Genomic DNA, 23185 nt, shown 5'->3' on the forward strand with positions numbered 1-23185 from the left:
CGTCCGTTCGGCGTCTCCCCGCGCGGGAACCAGCGGAGAGCGGGGACTCCGCGGGGAACCTGTCCTCTCCTGTTGACGCGCACCCGGGGTGGCGATCATGGTCGTCTGATGTCGCAGCTCCCCTTGTCGGGAACGTTCACCGCCCTCGTCACGCCATTCACGCCCGATGGCGAAGCCGTCGATTTCGACGCGCTCGACGCGCTCGTCGAGGCGCAGATCGCGGGCGGCGTCAGCGGGCTCGTGCCGTGCGGGACCACGGGCGAGTCGCCGACCCTCAGCGAAGCCGAGACGACCGCGGTCATCCGGCGCGTCGTCGAGGCGGCGCGCGGCCGCGTGCCGGTGATCGCGGGGACGGGCTCGTTCTCCACGAAGAAGACGATCGAGGCCTCGCGCGCCGCGCTCGCCGCTGGCGCGGCGGGCGTGATGATCGTGATGCCGTACTACAGCAAGCCCTCGCAGGACGGGCTCCGCGAGCACACGCTGGCCGTGGCCAGGGCCGTCCCGGCGCCGATCGTGCTCTACAACATCCCGGGGCGGACGGTGGTCGACCTCTCCGCCGAGACGACCGAGCGCATCTGCGCCGCCGCGCCGAACGTCGTCGCCATCAAGGACGCCTCGGGCAACGTGTTCCGCTGCCAGGAGCTCGTGCGGCGCCTCGGCGACCGGCTCACGATCCTGAGCGGCGACGACGCGCTGACGCTCGCGATGATGGCGCTCGGCGCGCAGGGCGTCATCAGCGTCACGTCGAACGTGCTGCCGCGCGAGACCAGCGCGGTGACCCGGCGGTTCCTGGCCGGCGACCTCGCGGGCGCGCGCGCGGCCCACCTCGCGCTCCTCGAGCTGCACGGGCTCCTGTTCGTCGAGCCGAACCCCGCCCCCGCGAAGGCCGCGCTCGCTGCCCTGGGCCGCATGAGCGCCGCCGTCCGGCTGCCCCTCGTGCCGGCCGGAGAGGCGACCCGGCAGCAGATCGCCGAGGCGATGAGGCGGCTCGAGGCGAGGCGCGAGGCGTCGTGAAATCGAACGGAGATCATCGAGGCGTGCCGGTGAGCGCGCTCATGGGGACCCCCCAGGGGGACGACGCCCGGCTGCTGAAGGTCGCGATCCACGGCGCGAGCGGCAAGATGGGGCAGGCCATCGTCCGGCTCGCGGCGAACGAGCGAGCCCAGGTCGTGGGCGCGATCGTGTCGCGCGGCTCCTCCCGCATCGGCCGTGACGTCGGCGAGCTCGCGGGGACAGGCACCATCGGCGTCGCGATGAGCGACGACACCAGCGCCGGGCTGCTCGGCGCGGACGTGGTCATCGACTTCTCACGGCCCGAGGCGCTCCCCCGCCTCCTGCACCTCGCGATGCGCGCCAAGGTCGCCGTGGTCAGCGGCACGACGCGCCTCGACGGCACGTGCGAGCGGCTGCTCGACGAGACGGCGCAGCACGTCCCGGTCCTCTGGTCGCCGAACACGAGCATCGGCATCCACGTGCTCGCGGAGATCGCGGCGAGCGCGGCGCAGCGGCTCGGGCCCGGCTACGACGTCGAGATCGTGGAGGTGCACCACCGCGCCAAGGTGGACGCGCCGAGCGGCACGGCCGTGCGGCTCGCCGACGCGGTTCGCGCGGCCCGCGAGCCGGCCGGGACGCTCGACGACGTGCACGGCCGCGAAGGCAACGTCGGCCCGCGCAAGGCGAACGAGCTCGGGATCTTCGCCGTGCGCGGCGGCGACGTCATCGGCGACCACACGGTCCACCTGCTCGGCCCCGGCGAGCGCCTCGAGCTCACGCACCGCGCGACCAGCCGCGATCTCTTCGCGCGCGGGGCGCTGCGCGCGGCGTGGCACCTGCACGGGAAGCCGCCGGGCCGATACACGATGGCCGACGTGATCGGCGGCTGACCGCGGCGCTCCAGGGCCAGACGCGGGCGATCCGCGATCCGGCGTGCCGCGGGAGAGCCACAATGTGGTCAGCGGCGGTTCGCCGCACTACGCTGCGGCGCTCGTATGGAGACGCTCGCTGCGAGGATCGCACGCGCCGGTCCGTTGCCGGACAGGGACGCGGTCGGCTGGGTCGTCCGCCTGGCGAAGCGCGTCGAGAGCCTGCACGCGCGCGGGACGGTGCACGGCCGCCTGTCGGCCGCGTGCGTGGTCATCGAGGGCGAGCCGTGCACGTCGACGGGGTGGCTCTCGGACCCGCTCGCCACGCCCGCCTTCGTGGGTTACCGCTCGCCGGAGCGGGCCGCGGGCGAGGGGCCGTCGCGCCGGGACGACACGTGGGCGCTCGCGGTCACCCTGTACACGGCGCTCTCGGGAGCGCTCCCGTTCCCTGCCGAGAGCGACCAGGAGCTCCGCCGCAAGCAAGGCGCCGGCGCCGCGCCGCGGGTGACGCCGCCCGGCGCGGCGGGCGACGCGCTGTGGCGCGTGCTGGAGCAGGCGCTCGCGCGCCGCGCCGAGCAGCGGATCACCGAGGTCGCGGCGCTCCGTCGCGCGCTGGAGGCCGCGCGGCCGGGCGAAGGCCTGGAGGAGCTGCCGCCGCTCGATGAGCACGCGCTCGCGGCGCCGGCGAGGACCATTCCAGCGCCGCGCCCGTCGAGCAGCGGGGTACGGGGGACGTCGAGCTCGCAGCCGCCCCGCAAGAGCACGCCGCCGCGCGAGGGCACCGGCTCGCAGCCGCCCCGCAAGAGCGCGCCGCCGCGCGAGGGCACCGGCTCGCAGCCGCCCCGCAAGAGCGCGCCGCCGCGCGAGAGCACCGGCTCGCAGCCGCCCCGCAAGAGCGCGCCGCCGCATGGCCACTCGAGCTCGCAGCCGCCGCCCATCGCGAGCGCCTCGGCCCGCCGGACGCCGTTGCCCCTCCACGGGCTCGCGAGCCTGGGGCTCCGGTCGACGCTCAGCGTTCCGACCACCCCGGCTCCGGAGGCGCCAGACCGTCCGTCGAAGGCGCAGACCGCGTTGCCTTCCGCATCGCCGCGGCTCGCCGGCGCAACCACGGGGGACGGCTCGCGCGCGGACGCAGGGGCTGCCCCGACCGCGAACGTGCAGCCACCGCCGCGGCCGCCCGTCGCGCCCGCAGCGACGGCGCAGCCGCCCGTCGCGCCCGCAGCGATGGCACAGCTGCCCATCGCGCCCGCAGCGACGGCGCATCTGCCGTTTGCGCCCGCAGCGACAGCGCAGCCGCCCGTCGCGCCCGCAGCGACGGCGCAACCGCCCTTCTCGCCCACCGCGGTGCCCCTCTTCGACGCGGATGCCCCGGCGAGCCCGCGAACGATCGACGATCTCCCCTTTCTGGGCGAAGACGACAGGCATGAGCCGTCGCACCCCTTCCCGATGGCGCCCGGCAGCGTCGCTGCGCGCCTCGGCGCGCCCGGGCCCGGCGCGCCGACGCCCCACGTCCCGGCCGTCGATCTCCCCTTTCTGGGCGAAGACGACAGGCATGAGCCGTCGCACCCGTTCCCGGTGGCGCCCGGCAGCGTCGCCGTGCGCTTCGGCGCGCCCGGGCTCGGCGCGCCGAGGCCCCACGTCCCGGCCGTCGATCTCCCCTGGCTGGGCGAAGACGACGCGCATCGGCCGTCGCACCCGTTCCCGATGGCGCCCGGCGGCGTCGCCGTGCGCGGCGGCGCGTCCGGGCTCGGCGCACCGCCGCTCCGCGCGCCGGCGCCGGCGCCCGGAGCGGGCCGCGAGACGCCGTCCCCGGCGCGCCGGTGGGTCACGCTCGCCCTGGGGGTCGTCGCCATCGCGGGCGCCGCGGGGGGAGCCTGGTTCTGGCTTCGCCACCGCAACGCCGCGCCGCCGTCCCTCCCGGCGCCGCCGCCTGCGGAGGCTGCGCCCGCCGCATCCGCCGCGCCCGTGGAGCCGAGCGCCCCGGCGCCCGGTGACGCGGGCGCGGAACAGGCAGGCACGGCGGCGCCGGCGGACGCGGGCAGCGCGAGCGCAGCGCCGGATCCTGCGGCCACGGCGGACTTCGCCGCATGCGCGATGCCGCTCTTTCCCGGCAAGAGCGTCGACGCCGCCATCGCGGGCCAGCTGTCGTTCGTCTGCGCCGAGACCGACCCGATGAAGGGCGTCGCGGCGCTCAAGAGCCACCTCGCCCAGGCAGCTGGGCCCAAGGGCGTCTCGGACGCCACGAAGGAATGGGCCGTGCTCGGCTGGCACGACATGGCGACCGTCGCGACCCTGCGCGCCCGCTGCTGCCACGCCCCGCCCCCCCTCCAGCTGCCCCCCACGCCCGAGGGCTGCGCGCCGCTCGACGAGGCCCTGAACGAGCTCGGCGCGGCCGTCGCGTCGGCGTCTGCTCCGGGCGATCGGGCGGTCGCGAAGGCGGCGCGGCGGTACATGCGCGCAGCCCAGTGCGTCGCCCGGGTCGGCGCAGCGACCCGTTACGGGCGCAAGAGCAAGCCGAATGGAGGCGAGGCCAGCGCCTTCAAGAAGGTGCTCTCGCGCGCGCTCCGAAGCGCGGCGCAGGATCGCTGAGCGCGACCACCTCGCCGAACGAGCGGTTCTGGGGTAGCGTCCGCGGTCCCATGTCCAACGAAGCGAGCGATCTCCTGCTCGAAATCGGCGTCGAGGAGCTCCCCTCGTCGTTTGTCGAGGCCGCGCTCCGCGCGCTCCCGGATCTCGCAACGAAGCGCCTCGCGGAGCTCAGGCTCCGCCACGGCGCGGTGCGCGCGCTCGGCACCCCGCGCCGGCTCGCGCTGCTCGTCTCCGGGGTCGCGGCGCGCCAGCCGGACCTCGAGGAGGAGGTCACCGGCCCGCCGGTCAAGGCGGCCTTCAAGGACGGCGCGCCCACGAAGGCGGCCGAGGCGTTCGCGCAGAAGCTCGGCTGTACCGTCGCGGATCTGCGCCGCGTCGAGGGGCCGAAGGGCGAGTACCTCGCGGGCACCCGCCGCGAGGCCGGCAGGCCCGCGGCCGAGCTCCTCCCGGAGGTCCTGGCGTCGCTCGTCGCGGCCATCCCCTTCCGCAAATCGATGCGCTGGGGGCAGGGAGATTTCGCGTTCGGCCGCCCCATCCAGTGGCTGGTCGCGCTCTCCGGCGGCGAGGTCATCCCCGTCGAGATCGCCGGCATCCGCAGCGGGCGCACGAGCCGCGGCCACCGCTTCCTCGGGTCGGGCGAGATCGCGATCGGCGCCGCGAAGGACTACGTCGAGGCGATGCGCGCGGCGCACGTGCTCGTCGACCCCGAGGCGCGCGCGCAGCTCATGCGCGAGCGCCTGCTCGCCGCGGCGCGGGACGCGGGCGGCGCGCTGATCGAGGACGACTTCCTGATCGGCGAGAACCTCTCCCTCGTGGAGGAGCCGCACGTCATCGTCGGCAGCTTCGAGGAGCGGTTCCTCGAGCTGCCGGAGCGGGTGATCCTGGAGGTCGCGCGCGGCCACCAGCGCTACTTCGGCGTCCGCGACGCGAGGACGGGGGCGCTGCTCCCGAGGTACCTGGCGGTCGTGAACACCGCGGAGGCGCCCGAGAAGATCAAGCGCGGCAACGACAACACGATGCGCTCGCGCCTGTCGGACGCGCAGTTCTTCTACCGGGAGGACGTCAAGATCCCGCTCGCGAACCGCCGCGAGAAGCTCGGCGGGATCGTGTTCCAGAAGCGGCTCGGCAGCGTGCTGGCGAAGGCCGAGCGCGTCGAGCGGCTCGCCCGCGAGCTCGGCCTGCTCCTGATGCTGCCCGAGCAGACGCTTGTGGCGGCGGCCTCGGGGGCGCACCTCGCGAAGTGCGATCTCGTCGCGCTGATGGTGGGCGAGTTCCCCGAGCTCCAGGGCGAGATGGGGCGGGCGTACGCGCTCGCCCAGGGGGTCAGCCCGGAGGTGGCCGACGTCATCCGCGATCACTACCTGCCCAAGGGCGCCGCGGACGCGACGGCGCCGACGAACGCCGGCGCGCTCGTCGCGATGGCCGATCGGCTCGACACGCTGGTCGGCTGCTTCGCGATCGGGCTCGTCCCCACGAGCACCGCCGACCCGTACGGGCTGCGCCGCGCGTGCCTCGGCGTGCTGCGCACGCTCCTGGATCGCGATCTCGATCTGCGCCTCGGCGCCGCGTTCGGCGCCGCCTACGACGGCTACGCCGGGGTGGAGCTCAACGTCGCCCGCGACGAGCTCGCGACCCGCCTCGGCGAGTTCTTCTCCGAGCGGCTGCGGGGCCTGCTCTCCGACCGGCTCCCGCAGGACGCGGTCCTCGCGTGCCTGCGCGTCGCCGCGGATCGCCCGCTCGATCTCAGGGCCCGCGTGCGCGCGATCGACGCGCTGAGCCCGGAGGTGCGCGCGCGGGTGGGCGAGGTCTTCAAGCGGGCCACGAACATCGCCGACAAGGCGCCTGCCGGCGAGCCGGTGGCGCCGTTCGGACAGGACGTGCACCCGAGCGAGACGGCGCTCTTCGCGGGGTACCTCACGCTGCGCGAGCAGATCGCGTCGGACGTCCGGAGCGGCTCGTACGACACCGCGTTCAGGGCGGTGGCAGACTTCGCCCCGCTCTTGCACCAGTACTTCATCGACGTGTTCGTGATGACCGACGACGCGGCCGTGCGGGACAATCGCCTGCGGCTGATGCGCGCCCTGTCGGAGACCTGCGGGAGCCTGGCCAGGCTGGAGCTCCTCGGCGAGGCGCCGCGCGCGGCGTCGTAGCGAGGAAGCGGCGACGCCAAAAGCGCCGTGAAACCACGTCCATACACCTCGCTTCGCGGAACCAGTAAACAACCCGTAAGCCCACTGTGGACGATGAGCAGCGCCTCTGGCGCCTCGTCGAGCCGCCGGGCGTCTGGACATGCACGCTGGCGAGGCGCCGGAAGGTGGTGGGAGACCCTCGCACAATCGGCTTGACACATCGCGGCGGGCTCCGGTCTCCTAGCCAGTCGCCTCATGCATCTGGTCAACGCAACCGCCGTCCCTGCCAGGCTGATGACGTCGCGCCTCTTCGGCGCGACCCACCGAATCGGCATGGTGGTGGCGAAGGCAACGTTCCGCATCGGGCCGCGGGGGACTGAGCTCGATACGCAGGATCCGTGGCCGCTGCTCGACGAAGATCGCGAGACGGAGCTCGGTCTCGTGCCGCGCGACGACCTGCCGCGGCGCGACGACGCCTTCGAGGTTGTCCTGCTCGGCGCGGCGCACACGATCGACGGCAGGCCGGTCGACCGGAGGACGGTGTCCCTCGCTGTCGGCGACGAGCGGCGCGAGCTCCTGGTCTCCGGAGATCGCACCTGGGAGCGCGGCGGCAGCCCGCGGATCAGCGCGCCGGTGCCGTTCACCCGGATGCCCCTGACCCACGAGCGCGCCTTCGGTGGAACCGTCGAGGTCGAGGTCGACCGGGAGGCGTTCGTCGAGGCGATGGACGCCCGCAACCGTGCCGGACGCGGCTTCGATCCAGCACCCGCCGTGAGGTCGCTGGTGGAGATGCTGAATCCGCCCGAGGGCTACCCGCGCTACGACGAGATCCGCCGGCTACCCAACATCGAAGATCCCAGGGCGCCGATCAGCCGCCCGGAGGACTCGCCGGATCCGGCGTACTGGGGCGCGGTGCCGGTGGACTCCGCCATCCAGGCGGCGCGCACCGTGGCGCCGCCGCCCGCGGGAGCCGCGCCGGGGCTGCCCGAGTTCGGCGAAGGCACGTATCACCGGGCGCACCCGCAATGGATCATCGCGCTCCCGCCGGCGAGGAGCACGGTGATCATGACGGGGCTGACGCCGGGGCCGGAGCCGCTCTCGTTCGCGCTTCCGGCGGTGCGGGTCGTCATCGACTACGTGTCCGGAGTCCGCACCGGTACGCGCGAGCTGCGGCCCCACGCGCTCGTCCTGCTCCCGGAGGAGCGACGCTTCTACGTCGTGTTCCGCCACGCCTTCACCTACGAATACCTCAGCGCGGAGCGCTCGATGCGGCTGCGCGTCGAGCGGGGCGGCTGGTACGAGCCGTCCGGCCGAGGAGGTTGAGCGATGCGCGTTGCAGTTCCCATCACCCGGTCGAACGACCTCAGCGCGGGCTCCTCGAGCCACCTCTTCCTGGCGATCCCACCCGCGCCGCCACCGACGTTCGTGCCGGCGATCGAGATCCCGATCCCGCACGGGTGGCCGCCGGGTGAGAGCGCGGGGAAGGTCCAGAAGACGACCACCGTGTTCGCCAACGGCAGGAACGTGATGCTCGATCAGCACGACTGCGGGCCCCTTGTGTCGCAGATCACGATCCCGCCGGCGAACTCGTTCATCCCGATACAGCTCTTGCAGTCGAAGCGCGCGGTGATCGTGACCTGCTTCTCCGTCCGGATGAACGGGAAGACGACGGCGTGCACGAGCCACTGGCCGCCGCTCCCGCTGCTCACCTGCGGTCAGCCGATGTCGATGCCCGCGACGTTCACGTTCACCAACGTATGCACGAACGTCCACGTCGGCATGTCAGGGACCGACCTGATCGGCGGGATCGTCCGGACAGCCGCCACGATGGCTATCGAGCGCTACTACGTCAGGACGCCTGGGGTGAGCCTGACGGCGCAGGAGGAGTCCGAGAAGAGCCTCGCCGGAGCCGCCGCGAGCCTCCTCGCGAGCGTCGTTCAACACGCGCTCGATCCGCGGTATCCGATGCGCGTCGATGCCGCGACGAAGGGTCCCTTCGGCACCGAGATCAAGATGAGCGTCTCTACGGGATCTGCGGACACGCGCAATAATCCACAGAAGTTCTCGATCAGCATCGAGAGGAAGTGGGAAGATCCATTCAAGAGCAGCGCGGCGAGCATCGGCGCCTCCGGCGAGTACACGTGGGACGCCGGCGGCGACACGACCAAGGAGGGGTACAAGGGCCAGGTCGGCGTAGCGACGGCGGCTCCTGGCCTCGGCGGCAAGGCGACCGCCGGCGGCGAGTACCACCCCGACGCTCCCGAGGGACAGCGTGGCAAAGCGACGTTCAAGACAGAAGCGGCGACGCCCTTCTGGTCGGAGTCCGAGCAAAAGGACATCAACCCCGGAGCCCCTGACGGACAACGGACATCGAGCCAAACGGAGACGGTGGCGAAGACTTGGAGCGGCGATCGGCGGACGACCACGGTGAACAACCCCGACGGAAGCAGGACGACCACGGTCGTCGAGAACAGCGACGGCAAGATCACCCTGACGACCCGTAAAGAGCCGGGTGAATCCGTGGCGCTCCCGGAGCAGGCTGGCCGCGGCGGCAGCCCGCCCCGTGCCGTGGGCACACCGGCATCCGACATCTGGGGTCCTCCGCTGTGAGCATCGAACGCCCCCCCGCGCGCGAGGCCTATGACGCCGTCCTCGAGCTCGGCCCCTGGGAGGGGGTTCGACCGACGGCGTACGTGCTGGTGAAGAAGACGTTCACGATCGCCGGGCGGAGATGCATGCCCGCGCCGCCGCGACCTCTGCTCAACGATCCCCGGGACGAGCGGCTCGCCCCGCGCCTCCCTGCCCGCGTCGAGTTCTGGCCCAGCAAGGCGGCGACCGACTTCGTCGTCCGCGGCGCCGCGTACGCGCCCTCTGGCCGGCCGGCGGCGCAGATGCTCGTGGAGGCCGCCATCGGTGCCACGTCGAAGCGCATCGCGGTCTTCGGCCGGCGAGAGATCCGCTGGACCGCGGCAGGTAGGCCGGTCATCGATGACCCGGAGCCGTTCACCGTCATGCCGGTGATCTGGGAGCTCGCCTACGGCGGCACCGATACGCGCGTGGAGCTCCGGGGCGAGGTGTCCCTGTCGCAGATCGCGCTGGCGTCGATGGGCGCGGATCACCCGGGCACGTACCCGCGGAATCCGCTCGGCAAGGGCTACCTCGTCGATCCCGCGCCGCTCCATGGAGCCGAGATGCCGAACCTCGAAGATCCGCTCGATCGGCTCACGCCCGAGCGGCTCGTGACCGGCGACCCGGCGCTCTGGTACCGGCAGCCGCTCCCCGCGTGCTTCGACTTCGTGCCTCCGCTCGCGTTCCCGCGCCACCTTGGCTTCGGGCCCTCGGTCGAGCCGTGGTTCCCCGCGCCGGACGACGAGCGCTTGCCCGAGGTGCGCCTCGGCGTGCTCCCGGCAGGCTACCGTGCTGCGCGCGAGCCCGGGGTCTCGCGCCGGTTGTTCCAGGAGGCGCCGCAGGGCTTCGTGCTCGACGCGGTGCGCGGCGACGAGGTCGTCCGCGTCGACGGCATGCACGCGGAGCGGCCCTCTGTCGAGTTCACATTGCCCGGCTCACCGTCGATCGAGTTCACGCTGGAGGGCCGCCGCGTGCCCGCCGCCCCCCGCACCCATACGATCGTCGTCGAGCCCGCTGTCGAGCGCGTCTCCATCGTCTACGGGGCCACGGTGGATCTGCCGCGCACCTTCATCCCGGGCATCCACAAGTACATTCCGATCGCCGTGACGATCGACGGCGATCGACCCATCGAGTACCAGCCGCCGCCCACGCACCGCGCGAGGACGCCTGCGACGGTCGGCCGCGGAGGCCGACCGTGAACGCCGCAGCCCCCTCCTCGCACCTCGATGACATCGCCTGGAACCGCGCGGGACGGCTCTCCGCGGCGCAACGAGCCACGCTCCAGGAGATCCTATCCATCCACCCGAATGAAATGATGGCGTGGTTGTTCTCCACGACGCTCGTTGGCGTCGCCGCGCTCATCGTGGTGCAGAAGGATGGAAGCCAGAGCCGCTTTCATTGGGGCATGTGCGCGCTCATGGCAGCGGGCGGCCTTGCAGCGGCGTGGATGCCCCTGCGCCGCATCTGGCTCCGCGCCCGTCTCCGTGCTGACATCGCCGCCGGCGACGTCGCCATGTTTCCCGGTCGTGTCGTCTGGCGCGTGCGCCGCCTTTACGGCGATTACGTGATGGAGCCGGCGGACGGGTCGGCGCCGGTCCGTGCCGCCGCGGCGCCGCTCCCGCCCGGACCGTACCGCGGTTATCTCCTCCCCCGCTCCCGGCTGCTGATCGCCGCCGAATCGACCGTTGTTCCAGGGGGCGCCTGGTCCATCTCGCTCGGCGTCCCCGACGTCGAAGGAGGGGTCTTCGCCGGACGCCCTGGCCGAACCGCGCTCGCGCAGCCTTTCTCCATGGCGCCGCACGTCGGCGACCGCATCGAGCTGTTCCGCGCGCTCGCCAGCGCGCTCAGATTCAACGCCGAGGATCTCGGACACAACCGCCGAGGGAGGATATCCTTGCGACAGGTAGGGCATCGCCTCACCTCATCGGCCGGATTCTTGGCCATGACCCTGTGCGTCTCGGCAAGTGGGGCGCTGTTCGCGTTCTTCGCGGGATTCAATGACTCTTCCACCTTCATAAGCCCTATCGTCGTGGTCGCCGCCCTCCATTACCTCTGGAGCATCCGCGACGTGTTCACGCGGCGCGTCGTGACCGTGGACGGGATCGTGAAGCGTCACCTATGGGTCACGCCGGGCTCCAACGTGTCGGATCAGTCGACAACTACGTATTACTTCGTCGTCCAGCATCAAAAGTTCGTGGTGAAGAAGCGAGCCTATCGCGCCCTGGTGCCCGAGCTCCCTTACCGGCTCTACTTCACCAAGCACACGCGTGCCCTCCTGAGCGTCGATCCCCTGGACACGTCATCGAGCCACCCCCGCGGCGCCCCGCGCGCCGGAGCGGCCTGGGAGGCGACGTGACCACGCAGCGCATCTCCGACCCTGGATCCGCCGTGCTCTGCGAGGAGCGCTCCCCCGCGGTCCCGGTGACCATCGACGGCGCTCGGCCCATCCACCACGAGGCTCCGCCCACGATGCGCGAACGGATCTTGTCGAGGGATGAGCCGCGGGAGCGGGCGTGAGCCAGCGAGCCGCCGCTTCCTCGCTGGCCCATGATCTCGCATGGAACCAGCGGGGGTGTATCTCGCCGGCGCAGCGGGCCGCGCTCGTTCAGGCGGCCTCGGTCCAGATTACCTCAGGCCCAGTGCGGCAGGCCATCGTCGGCTGCCTCGTCGGCGTGGTCATAACGGCTGAGGCCATGCTGTGGGATTTCGGGTCCGGCGAAATGTTCACGGAGGAACGTCTGCTAGGCATGGCCATCCTCCTGACATGCGCTCTCGCGTGGGCATTGGTGCTGCTGCGCGCAGTGGCGCGCCGCGCAGCGCTTCGCTCCGACATCGTCGCTGACCAAGTGGTACCATTCGCCGGCCGGGTCGTCTGGCGACCCGGCATCTCTCGTAATGACTACGCCCTCGAGCCAACGGATGGAGCGTCGCCCGTCCTCGCCGGATGGGCACCGCTCCCGCCCGGTCCGTACCGCGCCTACTGCCTGCCTCGCTCCCGGGTCGTTACCGCCGCCGAGTCGACCGTCGTCCCCGGAGGCGTCTGGTCCATCTCGCTCGCTGACGCCAACCAGACGGGGCTCAGCTTTCACTTCACGCGGGACGCGGGTAGGGTGCTCGCTGAGCCGTTCCCCGCAGCGCCGCACATCGGAGATCCTGCCGAGCTGCTCCGCGCTATGGCGGCGGGGCTCGATTTCGATGCCGAGGATCTCGGACACAACCGGCGGGGCACCGTGTCGCCACGGCAGGTGCGTCGACGCCTCGCCTCCGCGGCCATTCCCTTCGTCCTCATCACCAGCTGCGGGATGCTCCCGGCAATGTACGCGACGCTCGCGCTCCGCCTTTACCCGTCGATTCTCGCTATACCTTTCCTCCTCGCCGCGCTCATCTGCCTCCGGCTGCGTCGTGATGTATTCACGAGACGCGTTCGTTGCGTGGAAGGCATCGTGGAGCGCGATGTTCTCAGCAACAGGTTGAACTGGACGGTGACCAGGAATCTAGATGACCCATATCACCTTCTCGTCCAGGGACGCAGAATTCCTGTCGGCAAGCCCATCTTTCGTGGCATCGTGCCCAAGCTGCGGTATCGGCTCTATCTGGCCGAGAGCACGGGAAGGGTGCTCAGCGCGGAGCCCCTGGATACCTCATCGGCCCCTCACCTCGGCGCCCCGCGCCCGCAAGCAGCCTGAAAGGCAGTGTGACCCATGCAGCGCAGCTCTGACCGCGAAAGCGCCGTCCTCTACGAAGCGCCCTCCTCGGTCGACGAGCTCGTCGCCGCCTCCCCGCCGCGCCCCGACGATGCGCCGCCCGAGCCGATCACGGGCCTGCGCCCGGGCGAGGTGCTCGTCGGCGAGTGCCTCGACGCGCGGCACCCCACGCTGGCCGGCCGGCTCCTCGTCCGCTGGACGACCTCCCGCGGCGCACTCGAGCGCTGGTTGCCGTCGCTCCACGGCCTCGCCGTGCGCGCGCAGGATCGCGTGCTCGTCTCCCAGCCATCCAACTGGCCCGAGCCCCTCGTGACCGGTGTCGTCGACGGCTTCGCCTTGCGGCCAGAGCCCCCGCTCGCCGAGGCCGCGCGCCTCACCCTCCACGGCGACGAGGCGCTGCGGGTCGCCGCCGCCGACGGCAAGCCGCTCGTCGAGGTGTTCGCCTCCGAGACAGGCCCCGTGATCCGGCTCATGACCGAGGACGCCGACATCGAGCTGAAGGGCGCGCTCCGCATCAGCGCCAGGAGCATCGATCTCGTCGCGCGGCAAGGCGAGGTGCGGGTGAACGCGGCCGACGACGTGATCGTGCAAGGCGAGAACATCCACCTCAACTGACACCGGAGACGGCGGGAGAACAACCAGCATGGCCAGCGACTTCACCTTCGCCTGGGAAGGGGCGAACCTCTCCGACGACGGCCCGTGGCACCACCTCCGCGTGCTGGAGATCCGCGGGCGCGAGGCGATCAGCGCGCTCTATTCGTTCGAGATCGATCTCGTGCGCCCGCACCACACGCCGGACGTCGACGTGACCGATCTCGTGGGGAAACCCGCCTCGCTGCGGATCGCGACGAAAGACAACCCGCCTTTCCGGCTCGTCCACGGGCAGATCGCGGCCGCCGAGGAGCTCGGCGAGGTCCAGCTGGGCACGCGGTACCGCGTCACCCTCGCGCCGCCGCTCTGGCGCGCGACGATGCTGAAGAAGAGCATCATCTACCTGGACAAGACGATTCAACAGATCGTCGAGCAAGCGCTCACCCGCACCTCGTGGGGCGCCGGGCTCGTCGCCTCGTCGTGCCAGCCGGCCGAGGACGACGGCGACGAGAGCGCGTTCCGCCCGGCCAAGGCGACCTTCGCCTGGCGCGTCATCGACATGGGCCGGATCGCCGACGTGGCGGCGCGGCCGTACTGCGTGCAATACCAGGAGAGCGACCTCGACTTCGTCTCTCGCCTCCTCGAGGAGGAGGGTATCTCGTACCACTTCGAGCACACGAAGGCCGAGTGCATCCTGGTGCTCATCGACAACGACGGGGGCCGCCCGCGGCTCGATCCTGCGCGGCCGCTCGGCCCAGGCCTGCTCGGGCGGGAGGTGAGCGACGTCCGGATGGGGAGCCGGGTGCGTCCGACGTCGGTCGTCCTGAGCGACTACAACTGGCGCAAACCGAAGCTCGATCTCCTCGCGTCCGCGCCGGCCGGCGCCACCGATGCCGCCGTGTACGAGCACCCGGGCCGCTACGAGGAGTCGAAGGAGACGGGCGAGCGCCTCGCCGAACAGCGGGCCCAGCGCCTCGCCGCCGAGCGGGCGTGGGCGACGGCGAGCGGGGCGTGCCGGCTGCTGGGCGCCGGGGCGCTGTTCACGCTCGAGCACCCGACCTCGAAATGGAACGGGTCCTACCTCGTCACCGCGATCGAGCACCTGGCGCACGAGCGCGGCTACTTCGCGGCTGGAGGCGGCGAGCAGGAGCCGTACCGGTGCCGCTTCGAGGCCATCCGCTGCGGCCAGGACGGGGAAGAGGCCGCGTCGCGCTTCGTCCCTGCCCGGATCACGCCCCGGCCGCGGATCCACGGCAGCCAGACGGCGATCGTCACCGCGGAGCCGTCCGATCCGGAGGCCGAGATCAACGTCGGAGGGCCCTCGGCCATCGGCTGCGTGCGCGTGCGCTTCCACTGGGACATCGACGTGGGCCGCCACGAGAGGGAGGCGACGTCGTGCTGGGTGCGCGTCAGCCAGATGTTCGCCGGCGGGCGCGGGCACGGCGCGGTCTGGCACCCGCGCGTCGGCGACGAGGTGGTCGTCGACTTCCTCGAAGGCGACCCCGATCGGCCGCTGATCACGGGGCGCGTGTACAACGGGATCAACCTCCCGCCGGAAAACGCGACGAAGCGCCCGACGTACAGCGCCATCAAGAGCTACACGAGCCCGTTCGACGGCAACTACAACCTGCTGTCGTTCGAGGACGCCCGGGGCGAGGAGGAGATCCGCCTGCACGCGGCGCGCGATCTCACGACGGAGATCACCCGCAACGCGAGCCGGACCGTCGGGGTCGACGACGCGACCGAGGTGGGCGGGGACCAGAGCACCCGCGTGGCCGGATCCCAGTCGACGAGCGCGGGATCCATCACGCAGAGCGCCGGGACCACGGTCGGCGTCCACTCCGGCGCCGGGATGACGCTCTCGGCCGGGACGACGTTCGTCGGCTCGGCCGGAGAGAACATGTCGCTCGGCGCGAGCGGCAACAACACCCTCACGGCCGGATCCCACCTGTCGCTGGGCGCGCCGATCATCGAGATCACGGGCGAAGGGAACATCAACGTGGGCGCCCCCTGGATCGACATCAAGGGAGGCCCGAAGCTCCGGGCCGGCGCCGCGCTCGTCGAGGTCAATGGCGGCGCGACCGTCCTGATCAACGGCGGAAGCTCGATCTCGATCAAGGGCGGCACGATCAACGTCTCCGGAGGGACGGTCAACGTCACCGGAGAGGGGACCGTGACGATCAAGGGCGCGGTCGTGAACCTCAACAGCTGATCGGCTCGACCGGAGAGGACGCGCGCCGCGGTGGGGGCGCGCCGGAGGAACCAGGAAGATGGCGAGAGACGCAACGAAGGCGTCCGGAACGACCCCGGCCGATCCCCCCGAGACGACGCACGGCGGGCTGACCATCGAGCGGTATGGCGAGATCTCCGCGCACCTGCGCCGCTTCCCGCGATCCGCCAAGGCGGAGGTCCTCGCCCGCCTCAACGTCGCGGACGCGGACTGGGACGCCGCGGTGTGCGGGTGGACCGACGCGCTCGCCGACGAGAGCGCCGACGGCGGCGAGGCCCTCTCGAACCGCTTCTGCCGGGCCTTCGCCGGCGCCGAGGCGCGCCTTCAGCGCGAGCAGCCGGCGCTCGCGTCGCTCGGCGCGCTGCCGGCGGCGATCGCGCCGGGGCTGGCGGCGGTCCCGCCGGGCATGCGGCACTTCACGAGCCTGCGGGAGACCGTGGAGGCCTCGGCCGACGCGCTGCGCAGACCGACGCTCCCGTTCGCGCCCCGCGCGCCCGGAGGACCTGGCGAGGGCGACGCGCGCGCGACATCCGTCGCGGATCGCGCTCGGTCGTCGACGTCGCCCGCCCGAGCTGCGGCCCCGCCCGGGGGCGAGACCGCCGACCTGTCGACCGCCGTTGCCTCGGCGCTCGGCCAGCAGAATCCGCTGCCCTTCCCCAGAGCGCCCGCCGGCGCTGCACCCCCCGCCGCGGTGCTGTCGCTCCAGCGGCATGCGGCGATGTGCGCGGAGATCGCGATAGCCCCCGACAAAGCGGCGGAGATCATCGCGCGTTACGGGCTGACGGAGGCGACACGAGCGCAGGCCGATGAGCACTGGCGAGCGCGGATCGCGGCGGAGGCAGCGACGGGCGAGGCATGGCGGCGGGCCTATATGCTCCACCGGGACTGGCTGCTGGGCCGCTCCTCCTGAGAGGGCCCGTATCGACGCCGGCGGCGCGCCTGACGCCTGCACGCTCGCCAGGAGCTGCGGTACCGTCCGCCCCCATGCCGGGATCTCCGCCCTATCCGTTTGCGTTCTTCGGGGCAGCGCCGAGCGACTGGTTCGACCTCGAAGGGGACCTGTTCTCCTATGAGCTCTGCTTCGTGGCGCCCCCGGACGCGGCCGCGCGGCGCGCCGTCGGCGAGGCGTGGGAGCGGGCGCTCGACGCGCGCGCGGTGGAGCACTGCGAGCCCTTCCAGTGGGCCGATCGCTGGGCGCTCGTGCGGGTGCGGCCGGCGGGGTGGAGCAAGGCGTGCGTCGCCGACATGGCGCGCGCGGTCCAGCAGGCCCTCACCGCGGTGCACGGCGCGCACCCGATCGAGGTGGCCTCCCTGGCCGAGGCGATCGAGAGCGACAGCGACTGGGACGCCTGGTCCGCCGAGCAACGACCCGAGCCCCCGACGGGCCCGAGGTGGCCCGTCGAGCTGCCCCGCTTCGGCGGCGGCAAGCGCTTCGCGGCCGCGTGCGCGGTGGATCCGGCGGTCGAAGCCGCGCGCGAGGCGGCGCGCGCCGCGCCCCCCGAAGAGGAGCGCTCGTCGGAGCGCGCGGCGGGCGACGATCACGACGCGGACGAGGCGGAGGCCAGCGACGACGACGACAAGCCCAGGGTCATCTCCGGCGGGCTCCGGCTGGAGCGCGTGCCGGGGTACAAGGCGCCCGAGCCTCCCGACGAGCAACGGAAGCTCTTCGGGCGGAGCGGCCAGGTGCAGATTGCGCCGAACGGCCTCGTCTTCGGCGTCGCCAAGCCGAAGCGAAAGCCGCCTGTCGCCGCGTGGATCGAGCACGGCGAGCTCCGCACCGCTCAGGGCGATCCGCTTGCCACCACGACCGGCGCTCACGTCGCCGCACGCGACGACGGCGGCGCGGCGCTGATCGGGGAGGATTCGGAGGCCGTATGGGAGGTCGTTTTCGCGGAGGGCTCCGTGCGGCGCCTCTTCGAGCACGACGAGCCCCTCTCCGACGTCGCCTACGGCCCCGAGGGCCGGGTGCTCGTGCTCGCGGGCTCGATCGACGCCTACCGGCGGGAGGGTTCGGACGTCGCGCTCGAGGGGCGCTGGGACCTCGACGGCTACGGGATGCACTCGGTGTTCGGCGGACGCCTGCTCCTCGTGAAGTGCTTCGACGACGAGGACGAGAGCGCGGACGGCGTAACGATCCTCGGTTACGACGGATCCACGATGCGCCGGCTGGCCCGCGTGCGCATCTCGATCGGCGACATCGTGATCGAAGGCGCCCGCGTCATCGTGGAGGACGGCAGCGAGTACTACGCGCTGCTCGGCCTGGAGGAGCTCGCCGCGCGCTTCGCCGCGCAGCCGGACGCCTTCCCCGAGCTGAAGAAGCGCAAACCTGGCGACGAGGACGAGGACGGAGACGAGGACGAGAGCGCCCCCGGCGAGGGCGACGACGAGGACGGGAGCGCATCCGGCGAGGGCGACGAGGACGAGGAATCCCGGCCAGAGGTGCTGGAGGGCGCGCTCCGCCTGGAGCGGCGGAGGTCGCGCGAGGTGCCCCCCGAGCCCGAGATCGAGCGCGCGGAGCGCGATCTGTTCGGGTCGAGCTCCTGCGTCGCGGTGGCGCCCGGCGACCGCGTCTACGGCATCGCGAAGCTCCGGCGCAAGCCGGCGGCGGCCGCCTGGATCGAGGGCGGGGAGCTCAAGCGCGCTGAGGGCGACGCGCTGCCCAGCCCCCACGGCTACATCGCGGCGCGAGAGGACGGCGGCGCGGTGCTGTACGGGTTCGACTACAAGCTCGTCGCCGAGCTCTCCTTCGCGGACGGCAAGCTGCGCCGCCTCTTCGAGCACGAGGCGTCGATCTCCGACATCACCTACGGCCCGGAGGACCGCGTCATCCTCGCCACGGGCGAGTCCCTCGACGTCTACCGCCGCGAGGGAGAGGGCGCCGTCCTCGAGCAACGCTGGGACGTGGGCGGCTACGGCCTGACCCCCGCCCTCGGCGGCCGGCTGCTCCTCGTCAAGAGCTACGAGGGCGAGGACTCCGAGGACGGGTTGACCTTCGTCGGCTTCGACGGGAGCAAGCTGCGCCGCGTGGGCCGCGTGAAGGCCTCCGTGGGTGAGGTCCGGATCGCCGAGGGCCGGGCCTTCATGGATCACATCGGCGACACCTACGAGCTGCTCGGCCTCGACACGCTGATCGAGCGGCTCGCCACGAGCCCCGACGCGTTCCCCGAGGTCGCCGTGTACGCGCCGTCCGAGGAGGAGGACGACGACGAGGCGCCGGAGTCGGGCCCGAAGAGGGCGCCCGAGGAGTACGCCATCGAGCCCGCCCCGGGCCGCGTCGGCCTGCGTTACCTGGGCAAGCAGCGCCCGCTGCCGGAGGACGAGGAGGACGTCCCGAAGGACGTGCGCGCGCGTTTCGGAGCGGGCGCGCGGGAACTCGAGCGCTACCGCCCCGCCGACGTGTACATCGGGTGGAAGAAGGAAGCCCGGCGCTCCTTCGTCTTCGCCGTGCTGAAGGACGGGGAGCTCATCGAGACCGCGGTCAAGGCGAGCTCGCCCTCGTCGATGGGCCTGGTGAACGCGGATCGGAGCGCCGCCCTCGTGGCGACCGACGGCGACGCCAAGCTCTGGTGGGTCGACCTCCCGCACGGCAAGCCGATCCTCGTGCACGACTTCAGCAAGGAGGAGAGCGAGGACGAGATCTACACGCTCGATGCGCTCGCCTCCGGGCGGGTGATCGTCGGCACCTCGTCGGAGACCTGGATCTTCTCGGTCAGCGGCGGCGCCTCCAGGCTGGAGGCGCGCGGCGACCTGGATCTGCGCGTCGTGGAGAGCGCCGCGGGGGGCCGCGTGGCCGTGCTGGAGGTCTCCGAGGGCAAGCCCATCCGGGTCTGGGGCGTCTACGACGACGGGGTCCGCACGCTCGCCGAGCTCGAGCCGGAGCCCCTCAGCTTCGAGCCGAGCGCTGACGGCAGGTTCTTCTTCGAGGCCGTGAATCGCCTGGGCTGGTATGAGCTCGTCAACCTCGAGGACGCCTGGGAGGCCGGGCGCCGTGACACCTCTGGCGAGCACTACCCGCGCGTGGCGCTCGCGCCGAAGCCCCCCGAGCAGGACGAGGACGAGGACGACGACAACGACGACGATGATCCGCAGTCTGGGGAGTGAAGGCGGCTCCCTCGATGCGTGGGTGAGCGGTCGAACGAGCGTCGCTCTTCCAGGAGGGGGAATCGCATCCAATCTCCTCCGTCACGGGCAGCAAGCGTGACGCATCGCGGTTGAGAACCACTTCAGCGCCGAGCCACCCACAGCGAATGGTAGTGATGGCCAGCGCGGACGGCTCCGTGATTGGAATATGGACTAACAAGCAACCTCGTAACACGAATCACCGCCAGTGAGTCGACGCTCGGCACTCGCTTTACTCGCGTGCAATACCCGATGTAGCCTGTCGGAATGGGGGTCTCGCCGATCCCCGTGGGAGGGCGCCGATGCGGTTCTCGCTGTTTCCGGTCGTACTCACGTTCTGCATGGGGGGCTGCTCGTGCGGGAGCGACACCGAGGCGGAGGGGATGCCCACGGGCAGCACAGGTGTCGTTCCAGGCAGCACAGGCGGTGCAGATGGCGGAGGTGGCGCAGGTAGCACAGGCGGCGCAGGTGGCGGACACGTAACGTGCATCCCAGGGCTGCAGTCCATCGCTCTGTCACCTGACGACTCCACGGTGGAGATCGATGGCCACTCCGCTGCACCGATCACGTTTACGGCCACCGGGACGCTCTCCGACGGCACCACGAGGGCGCTCGCGCCGGGGGCGCTCATCTGGTCAGCGACGCGCGGCGACGACACACCTCCGGGGACGATCGCGGGCGGTGTTCTGGCGCCTTTCGCCTCAGCGGGCGGCACGGTGCGAGTCACTGCGAGCGATGGATGCGTGACGGGAGAGACGACCGTCGTGCTCCACCTGAGCACGGTCCTCGGTACGCCGAGCGATCAAGGCGCCTGGGCGGGGACCCCCGTCACGGGCGCTCCTGCGCCAAGCATCGTTTACCCGAGCGATCAAACGCGCTTTCCGCGGAACGTCTACCGCACGCTGTTCCAATGGCGGAGCCAGGGGTTCACGGAGTTCCGACTCGTATTCACGGGCGCGAGCTCCACGGTCACCATCTTCACGGACGGCGCGCACGGCCTCTGCAAGGAGGCCAGCCCCGCCGCCGGGTGCTGGGAGGTGGACGAGACGACCTGGAACTACATCGCTGGCTCCAACGCCGGCGGGACCGCGACCTGGACGGTCGACGCGCTCGATACCTCGACGACGCCAGCCACCGTGCGCCGCTCGGCCGCCATCGAGATAGGCTTCTCCAGGCAGGACGTGAAAGGCGCGATCTTCTATTGGTCGACGACCTCTGCCGGAGTGCGGCGCGGGAAGATCTCTCGCCAGGCTCCGGAGGACTACATCGTGGGCAAGCCCCCGACGACGTACGCCGACGGCGACAAGGTCAAGTGCGTCGCATGCCACGTGGTCTCGCGCGATGGCAAGTACATGGCAGCCCCGGTGTCCGCCGACTCCGGGAACAGCCTGTGGATCCTCGCGGTAACGCCGGACGCGCCGCCCGAGCCGCTCGTCAAGAGCGTGAAGGACACGGACGGCCACGTCTTTGCGACGATCTCTCCCGACGACGCGCGGGTCGTCGCCGCGTCGAAGGGAGCCATGTGGATGGTCGAGCGGGAGACCGGCGCCTATGTCAACGATCTCCCGACCGGTGCGCTGAAGGGGACGCACCCGGACTGGTCCCCCCTCGGGACGGAGGTCGTCTTCGCCACGGGCGACGGCGATGCTCCCGGCGGCTCATCGCTCGCGCATATTCCGTACAGCAACGGCGTCTGGGGGCAGGCATCGGTCCTGCTCGCGCCGCCCGCCAAGAAGAGCGACCTCTTCCCGAGCTTCTCTCCGGACGCGGCATGGATCGCGTTCTCGCGGGGGAAGGGCGGCCACGGTGACAACACGGCCCAGCTCATGGTCCTCAGCGCGAGCGGCGGCCAGCCGGTGGAGCTTCTCAACGCGAACCGCGTCACCTCGAACCAGATGACCGACGGGCAGTATCAGAACAGCCAGCCTACCTGGGCGCCGCCAGGCGATCTCAATTGGATCGCGTTCAACACGAAGCGGGAGTACGGCGTCGTGCGCCCCAAGGGGACCCAGCAGATCTGGGTGGCCGCCATCGACGTCCAGAAGGCTGCTGCAGGCCAGGACCCGAGCTACCCGGCGTTCCGCGTGCCGTTCCAGGGTCTCGACGAGAACAACCACCGCGCCTACTGGACCCTCGACATCGACGAGGACAGCGGCGGCGCGGGCGGGAGCGGCGGCACAGGCGGCGCGGGCGCGGGGGGAAGCCCGACTGAGCCCGTATGCTCGAAGATCCTCGACGTTGATGCTATCTGCGATCCTGTGAACGACTGTTGCCAGACCGGCGCTTACTGCGACACATCGGATGATGGCGAGACGTACACCTGCATCGCAGCGATCAGGTAGTCGCGCTGCCGCGCATGGGCGCCAAGAGGGCAGCGCCCTCCGTCACGCCATCACGCTGGAAAACCCCCGCGCCGTCCGGCCGCTCGACGCCATCGAGAGCAGCCGGCTCACGCGCTCCTCGGTCGTCGGGTGCGTCGAGAACCACTTCAGCACCGAGCCAGCCCCGGCGAGCGGGTTGACGATGAAGAGGCTAGCCGTCGCCGGGCGCGCCGCCTCGGGGGGCACGAGCGCCACGCCGTGCTCCAGCTTGGACAGGGCGCTGGCGAGCGCCTCCGGGTCCCCGGACAGCCTGGCGCCGAGCTCGTCCGCCATGTACTCGCGCGACCGCGAGATGCCGAGCTGCACGAGGGTCGCCGCGATCGGCGCCACGATCGCGAGGGCCAGCCCGCCGAGCGGGCTCGCGCCGTCCTCGTCGTCCGACGATCCGCCGAATATCCCGGCGAAGCTCACGGCGTGGGCGACCCACGTGATGCCCGAGGCGAACGCCGCCGCGATCGTCGATACCAGGATATCGCGGTTCTTGATGTGCGCGATCTCGTGCGCCAGCACGCCGCGCAGCTCACGCTCGCTCAGGATCTGCATGATGCCCTCGGTCACCGCCACGACGCCGTGCTCCGGGTTGCGCCCCGTGGCGAAGGCGTTCGGCTGCGCGTCCGGGATGACATAGACGCGGGGCTTCGGTATCCCCGCCCGGCTCGAGAGCTCCTCCACCATCCGGTGCAGCCCCGGGGCCTCGAAGGGCGAGACCTCGGCGGCCCGGTGCACCGCGAGCACGATGCGGTCGGACATGAAATACGCACCCAGGTTCATCGCGAGCGCGAGCACGCCGAACAAGACGAGGTACCCGGGCCCCAGTGCCCCGCCGATGGACACCAGGATTGCCGACATGACGCCGAGCAACAGGATCGTCTTGATCTGATTCTTCATGAACTTCGTATCCTCCTCGGAACGGAGCGCTGCAAGAGCCGCTCCCCCGAGATCGATGTGTCGC

Annotated in this window: 15 protein-coding genes; 14 read left to right on the top strand and 1 reads right to left on the bottom strand. The window is 71.7% G+C overall.

Annotated elements, in window-relative coordinates:
- The first annotated feature begins 108 nt into the window (after positions 1-108).
- From dapA to WMF34_RS40855, 14 genes are all read left to right on the top strand, one after another.
- A complete protein-coding gene (gene dapA / locus WMF34_RS40790; RefSeq protein WP_012240636.1) occupies positions 109-1014 on the top strand; it encodes a 4-hydroxy-tetrahydrodipicolinate synthase in 906 nt (301 codons plus the stop codon).
- Positions 1015-1085: 71 nt separating this feature from the next.
- Positions 1086-1883, top strand: coding sequence for a 4-hydroxy-tetrahydrodipicolinate reductase (dapB, locus tag WMF34_RS40795; protein ID WP_044970175.1), 798 nt, complete (start codon positions 1086-1088; stop codon positions 1881-1883).
- Between the two features lie 105 nt (positions 1884-1988).
- The gene (locus WMF34_RS40800) at positions 1989-4451 is read left to right on the top strand and encodes a hypothetical protein (protein ID WP_437991167.1); all 2463 of its coding nucleotides are present in this window, start codon (positions 1989-1991) and stop codon (positions 4449-4451) included.
- A gap of 50 nt (positions 4452-4501) precedes the next feature.
- Positions 4502-6601 (top strand): glycine--tRNA ligase subunit beta, encoded by a 2100-nt coding sequence (gene glyS, locus WMF34_RS40805; RefSeq protein ID WP_437991168.1) that lies wholly within the window; start codon positions 4502-4504, stop codon positions 6599-6601.
- A gap of 234 nt (positions 6602-6835) precedes the next feature.
- On the top strand, positions 6836-7903 hold the full coding sequence (locus WMF34_RS40810; RefSeq protein WP_437991169.1) for a DUF2169 family type VI secretion system accessory protein: 1068 nt from the start codon (positions 6836-6838) through the stop codon (positions 7901-7903).
- A gap of 3 nt (positions 7904-7906) precedes the next feature.
- Entirely contained in the window at positions 7907-9190 is a 1284-nt protein-coding gene (locus tag WMF34_RS40815; protein ID WP_012240640.1) for a hypothetical protein, read from the top strand.
- Positions 9187-10407 carry a DUF2169 family type VI secretion system accessory protein gene (locus WMF34_RS40820; RefSeq protein ID WP_437991170.1) on the top strand — a complete coding sequence of 407 codons (1221 nt, stop codon included), beginning with the start codon at positions 9187-9189 and terminating at the stop codon, positions 10405-10407. Before WMF34_RS40815 ends, WMF34_RS40820 begins: the two co-directional genes overlap by 4 nt.
- A complete protein-coding gene (locus WMF34_RS40825; RefSeq protein ID WP_012240642.1) occupies positions 10404-11564 on the top strand; it encodes a hypothetical protein in 1161 nt (386 codons plus the stop codon). Before WMF34_RS40820 ends, WMF34_RS40825 begins: the two co-directional genes overlap by 4 nt.
- Before the next feature lie 157 nt (positions 11565-11721).
- Positions 11722-12894: a hypothetical protein gene (locus tag WMF34_RS40830; protein WP_437991171.1), complete on the top strand. Its 1173-nt coding sequence runs from the start codon at positions 11722-11724 to the stop codon at positions 12892-12894.
- A gap of 15 nt (positions 12895-12909) precedes the next feature.
- Positions 12910-13527, top strand: a complete 618-nt coding sequence (locus WMF34_RS40835; RefSeq protein WP_437991172.1) for a hypothetical protein — start codon at positions 12910-12912, stop codon at positions 13525-13527.
- A 28-nt stretch (positions 13528-13555) separates the two neighbouring features.
- The gene (locus WMF34_RS40840; RefSeq protein WP_437991173.1) at positions 13556-15715 is read left to right on the top strand and encodes a type VI secretion system Vgr family protein; all 2160 of its coding nucleotides are present in this window, start codon (positions 13556-13558) and stop codon (positions 15713-15715) included.
- 58 nt (positions 15716-15773) lie between these two features.
- Positions 15774-16643, top strand: coding sequence for a hypothetical protein (locus WMF34_RS40845; protein WP_437991174.1), 870 nt, complete (start codon positions 15774-15776; stop codon positions 16641-16643).
- 74 nt (positions 16644-16717) lie between these two features.
- Positions 16718-19834, top strand: a complete 3117-nt coding sequence (locus WMF34_RS40850; RefSeq protein WP_437991175.1) for a hypothetical protein — start codon at positions 16718-16720, stop codon at positions 19832-19834.
- 761 nt (positions 19835-20595) lie between these two features.
- Positions 20596-22194, top strand: a complete 1599-nt coding sequence (locus WMF34_RS40855) for a TolB family protein (protein WP_437991176.1) — start codon at positions 20596-20598, stop codon at positions 22192-22194.
- Between the two features lie 42 nt (positions 22195-22236).
- On the opposite strand, the gene WMF34_RS40860 is transcribed toward WMF34_RS40855, so the two are convergent.
- Positions 22237-23121 carry a zinc metalloprotease HtpX gene (locus WMF34_RS40860; RefSeq protein ID WP_437991177.1) on the bottom strand — a complete coding sequence of 295 codons (885 nt, stop codon included), beginning with the start codon at positions 23119-23121 and terminating at the stop codon, positions 22237-22239.
- Positions 23122-23185 lie beyond the last annotated feature (64 nt).

It is taken from the genome of Sorangium sp. So ce145 (genome assembly GCF_051525985.1).
GTDB classification, from domain to species: domain Bacteria; phylum Myxococcota_A; class Polyangia; order Polyangiales; family Polyangiaceae; genus Sorangium; species Sorangium cellulosum_B.

Bases quoted from the DNA above. Each gene is read 5' to 3' on its own strand.
- dapA (WP_012240636.1), top strand. From the start codon at position 109: ATGTCGCAGCTCCCCTTGTCGGGAACGTTCACCGCCCTCGTCACGCCA.
- WMF34_RS40800 (WP_437991167.1), top strand. From the start codon at position 1,989: ATGGAGACGCTCGCTGCGAGGATCGCACGCGCCGGTCCGTTGCCGGAC.
- glyS (WP_437991168.1), top strand. From the start codon at position 4,502: ATGTCCAACGAAGCGAGCGATCTCCTGCTCGAAATCGGCGTCGAGGAG.
- WMF34_RS40810 (WP_437991169.1), top strand. From the start codon at position 6,836: ATGCATCTGGTCAACGCAACCGCCGTCCCTGCCAGGCTGATGACGTCG.
- WMF34_RS40815 (WP_012240640.1), top strand. From the start codon at position 7,907: ATGCGCGTTGCAGTTCCCATCACCCGGTCGAACGACCTCAGCGCGGGC.
- WMF34_RS40835 (WP_437991172.1), top strand. From the start codon at position 12,910: ATGCAGCGCAGCTCTGACCGCGAAAGCGCCGTCCTCTACGAAGCGCCC.
- WMF34_RS40840 (WP_437991173.1), top strand. From the start codon at position 13,556: ATGGCCAGCGACTTCACCTTCGCCTGGGAAGGGGCGAACCTCTCCGAC.
- WMF34_RS40845 (WP_437991174.1), top strand. From the start codon at position 15,774: ATGGCGAGAGACGCAACGAAGGCGTCCGGAACGACCCCGGCCGATCCC.
- WMF34_RS40850 (WP_437991175.1), top strand. From the start codon at position 16,718: ATGCCGGGATCTCCGCCCTATCCGTTTGCGTTCTTCGGGGCAGCGCCG.
- WMF34_RS40860 (WP_437991177.1), bottom strand. From the start codon at position 23,121: ATGAAGAATCAGATCAAGACGATCCTGTTGCTCGGCGTCATGTCGGCA.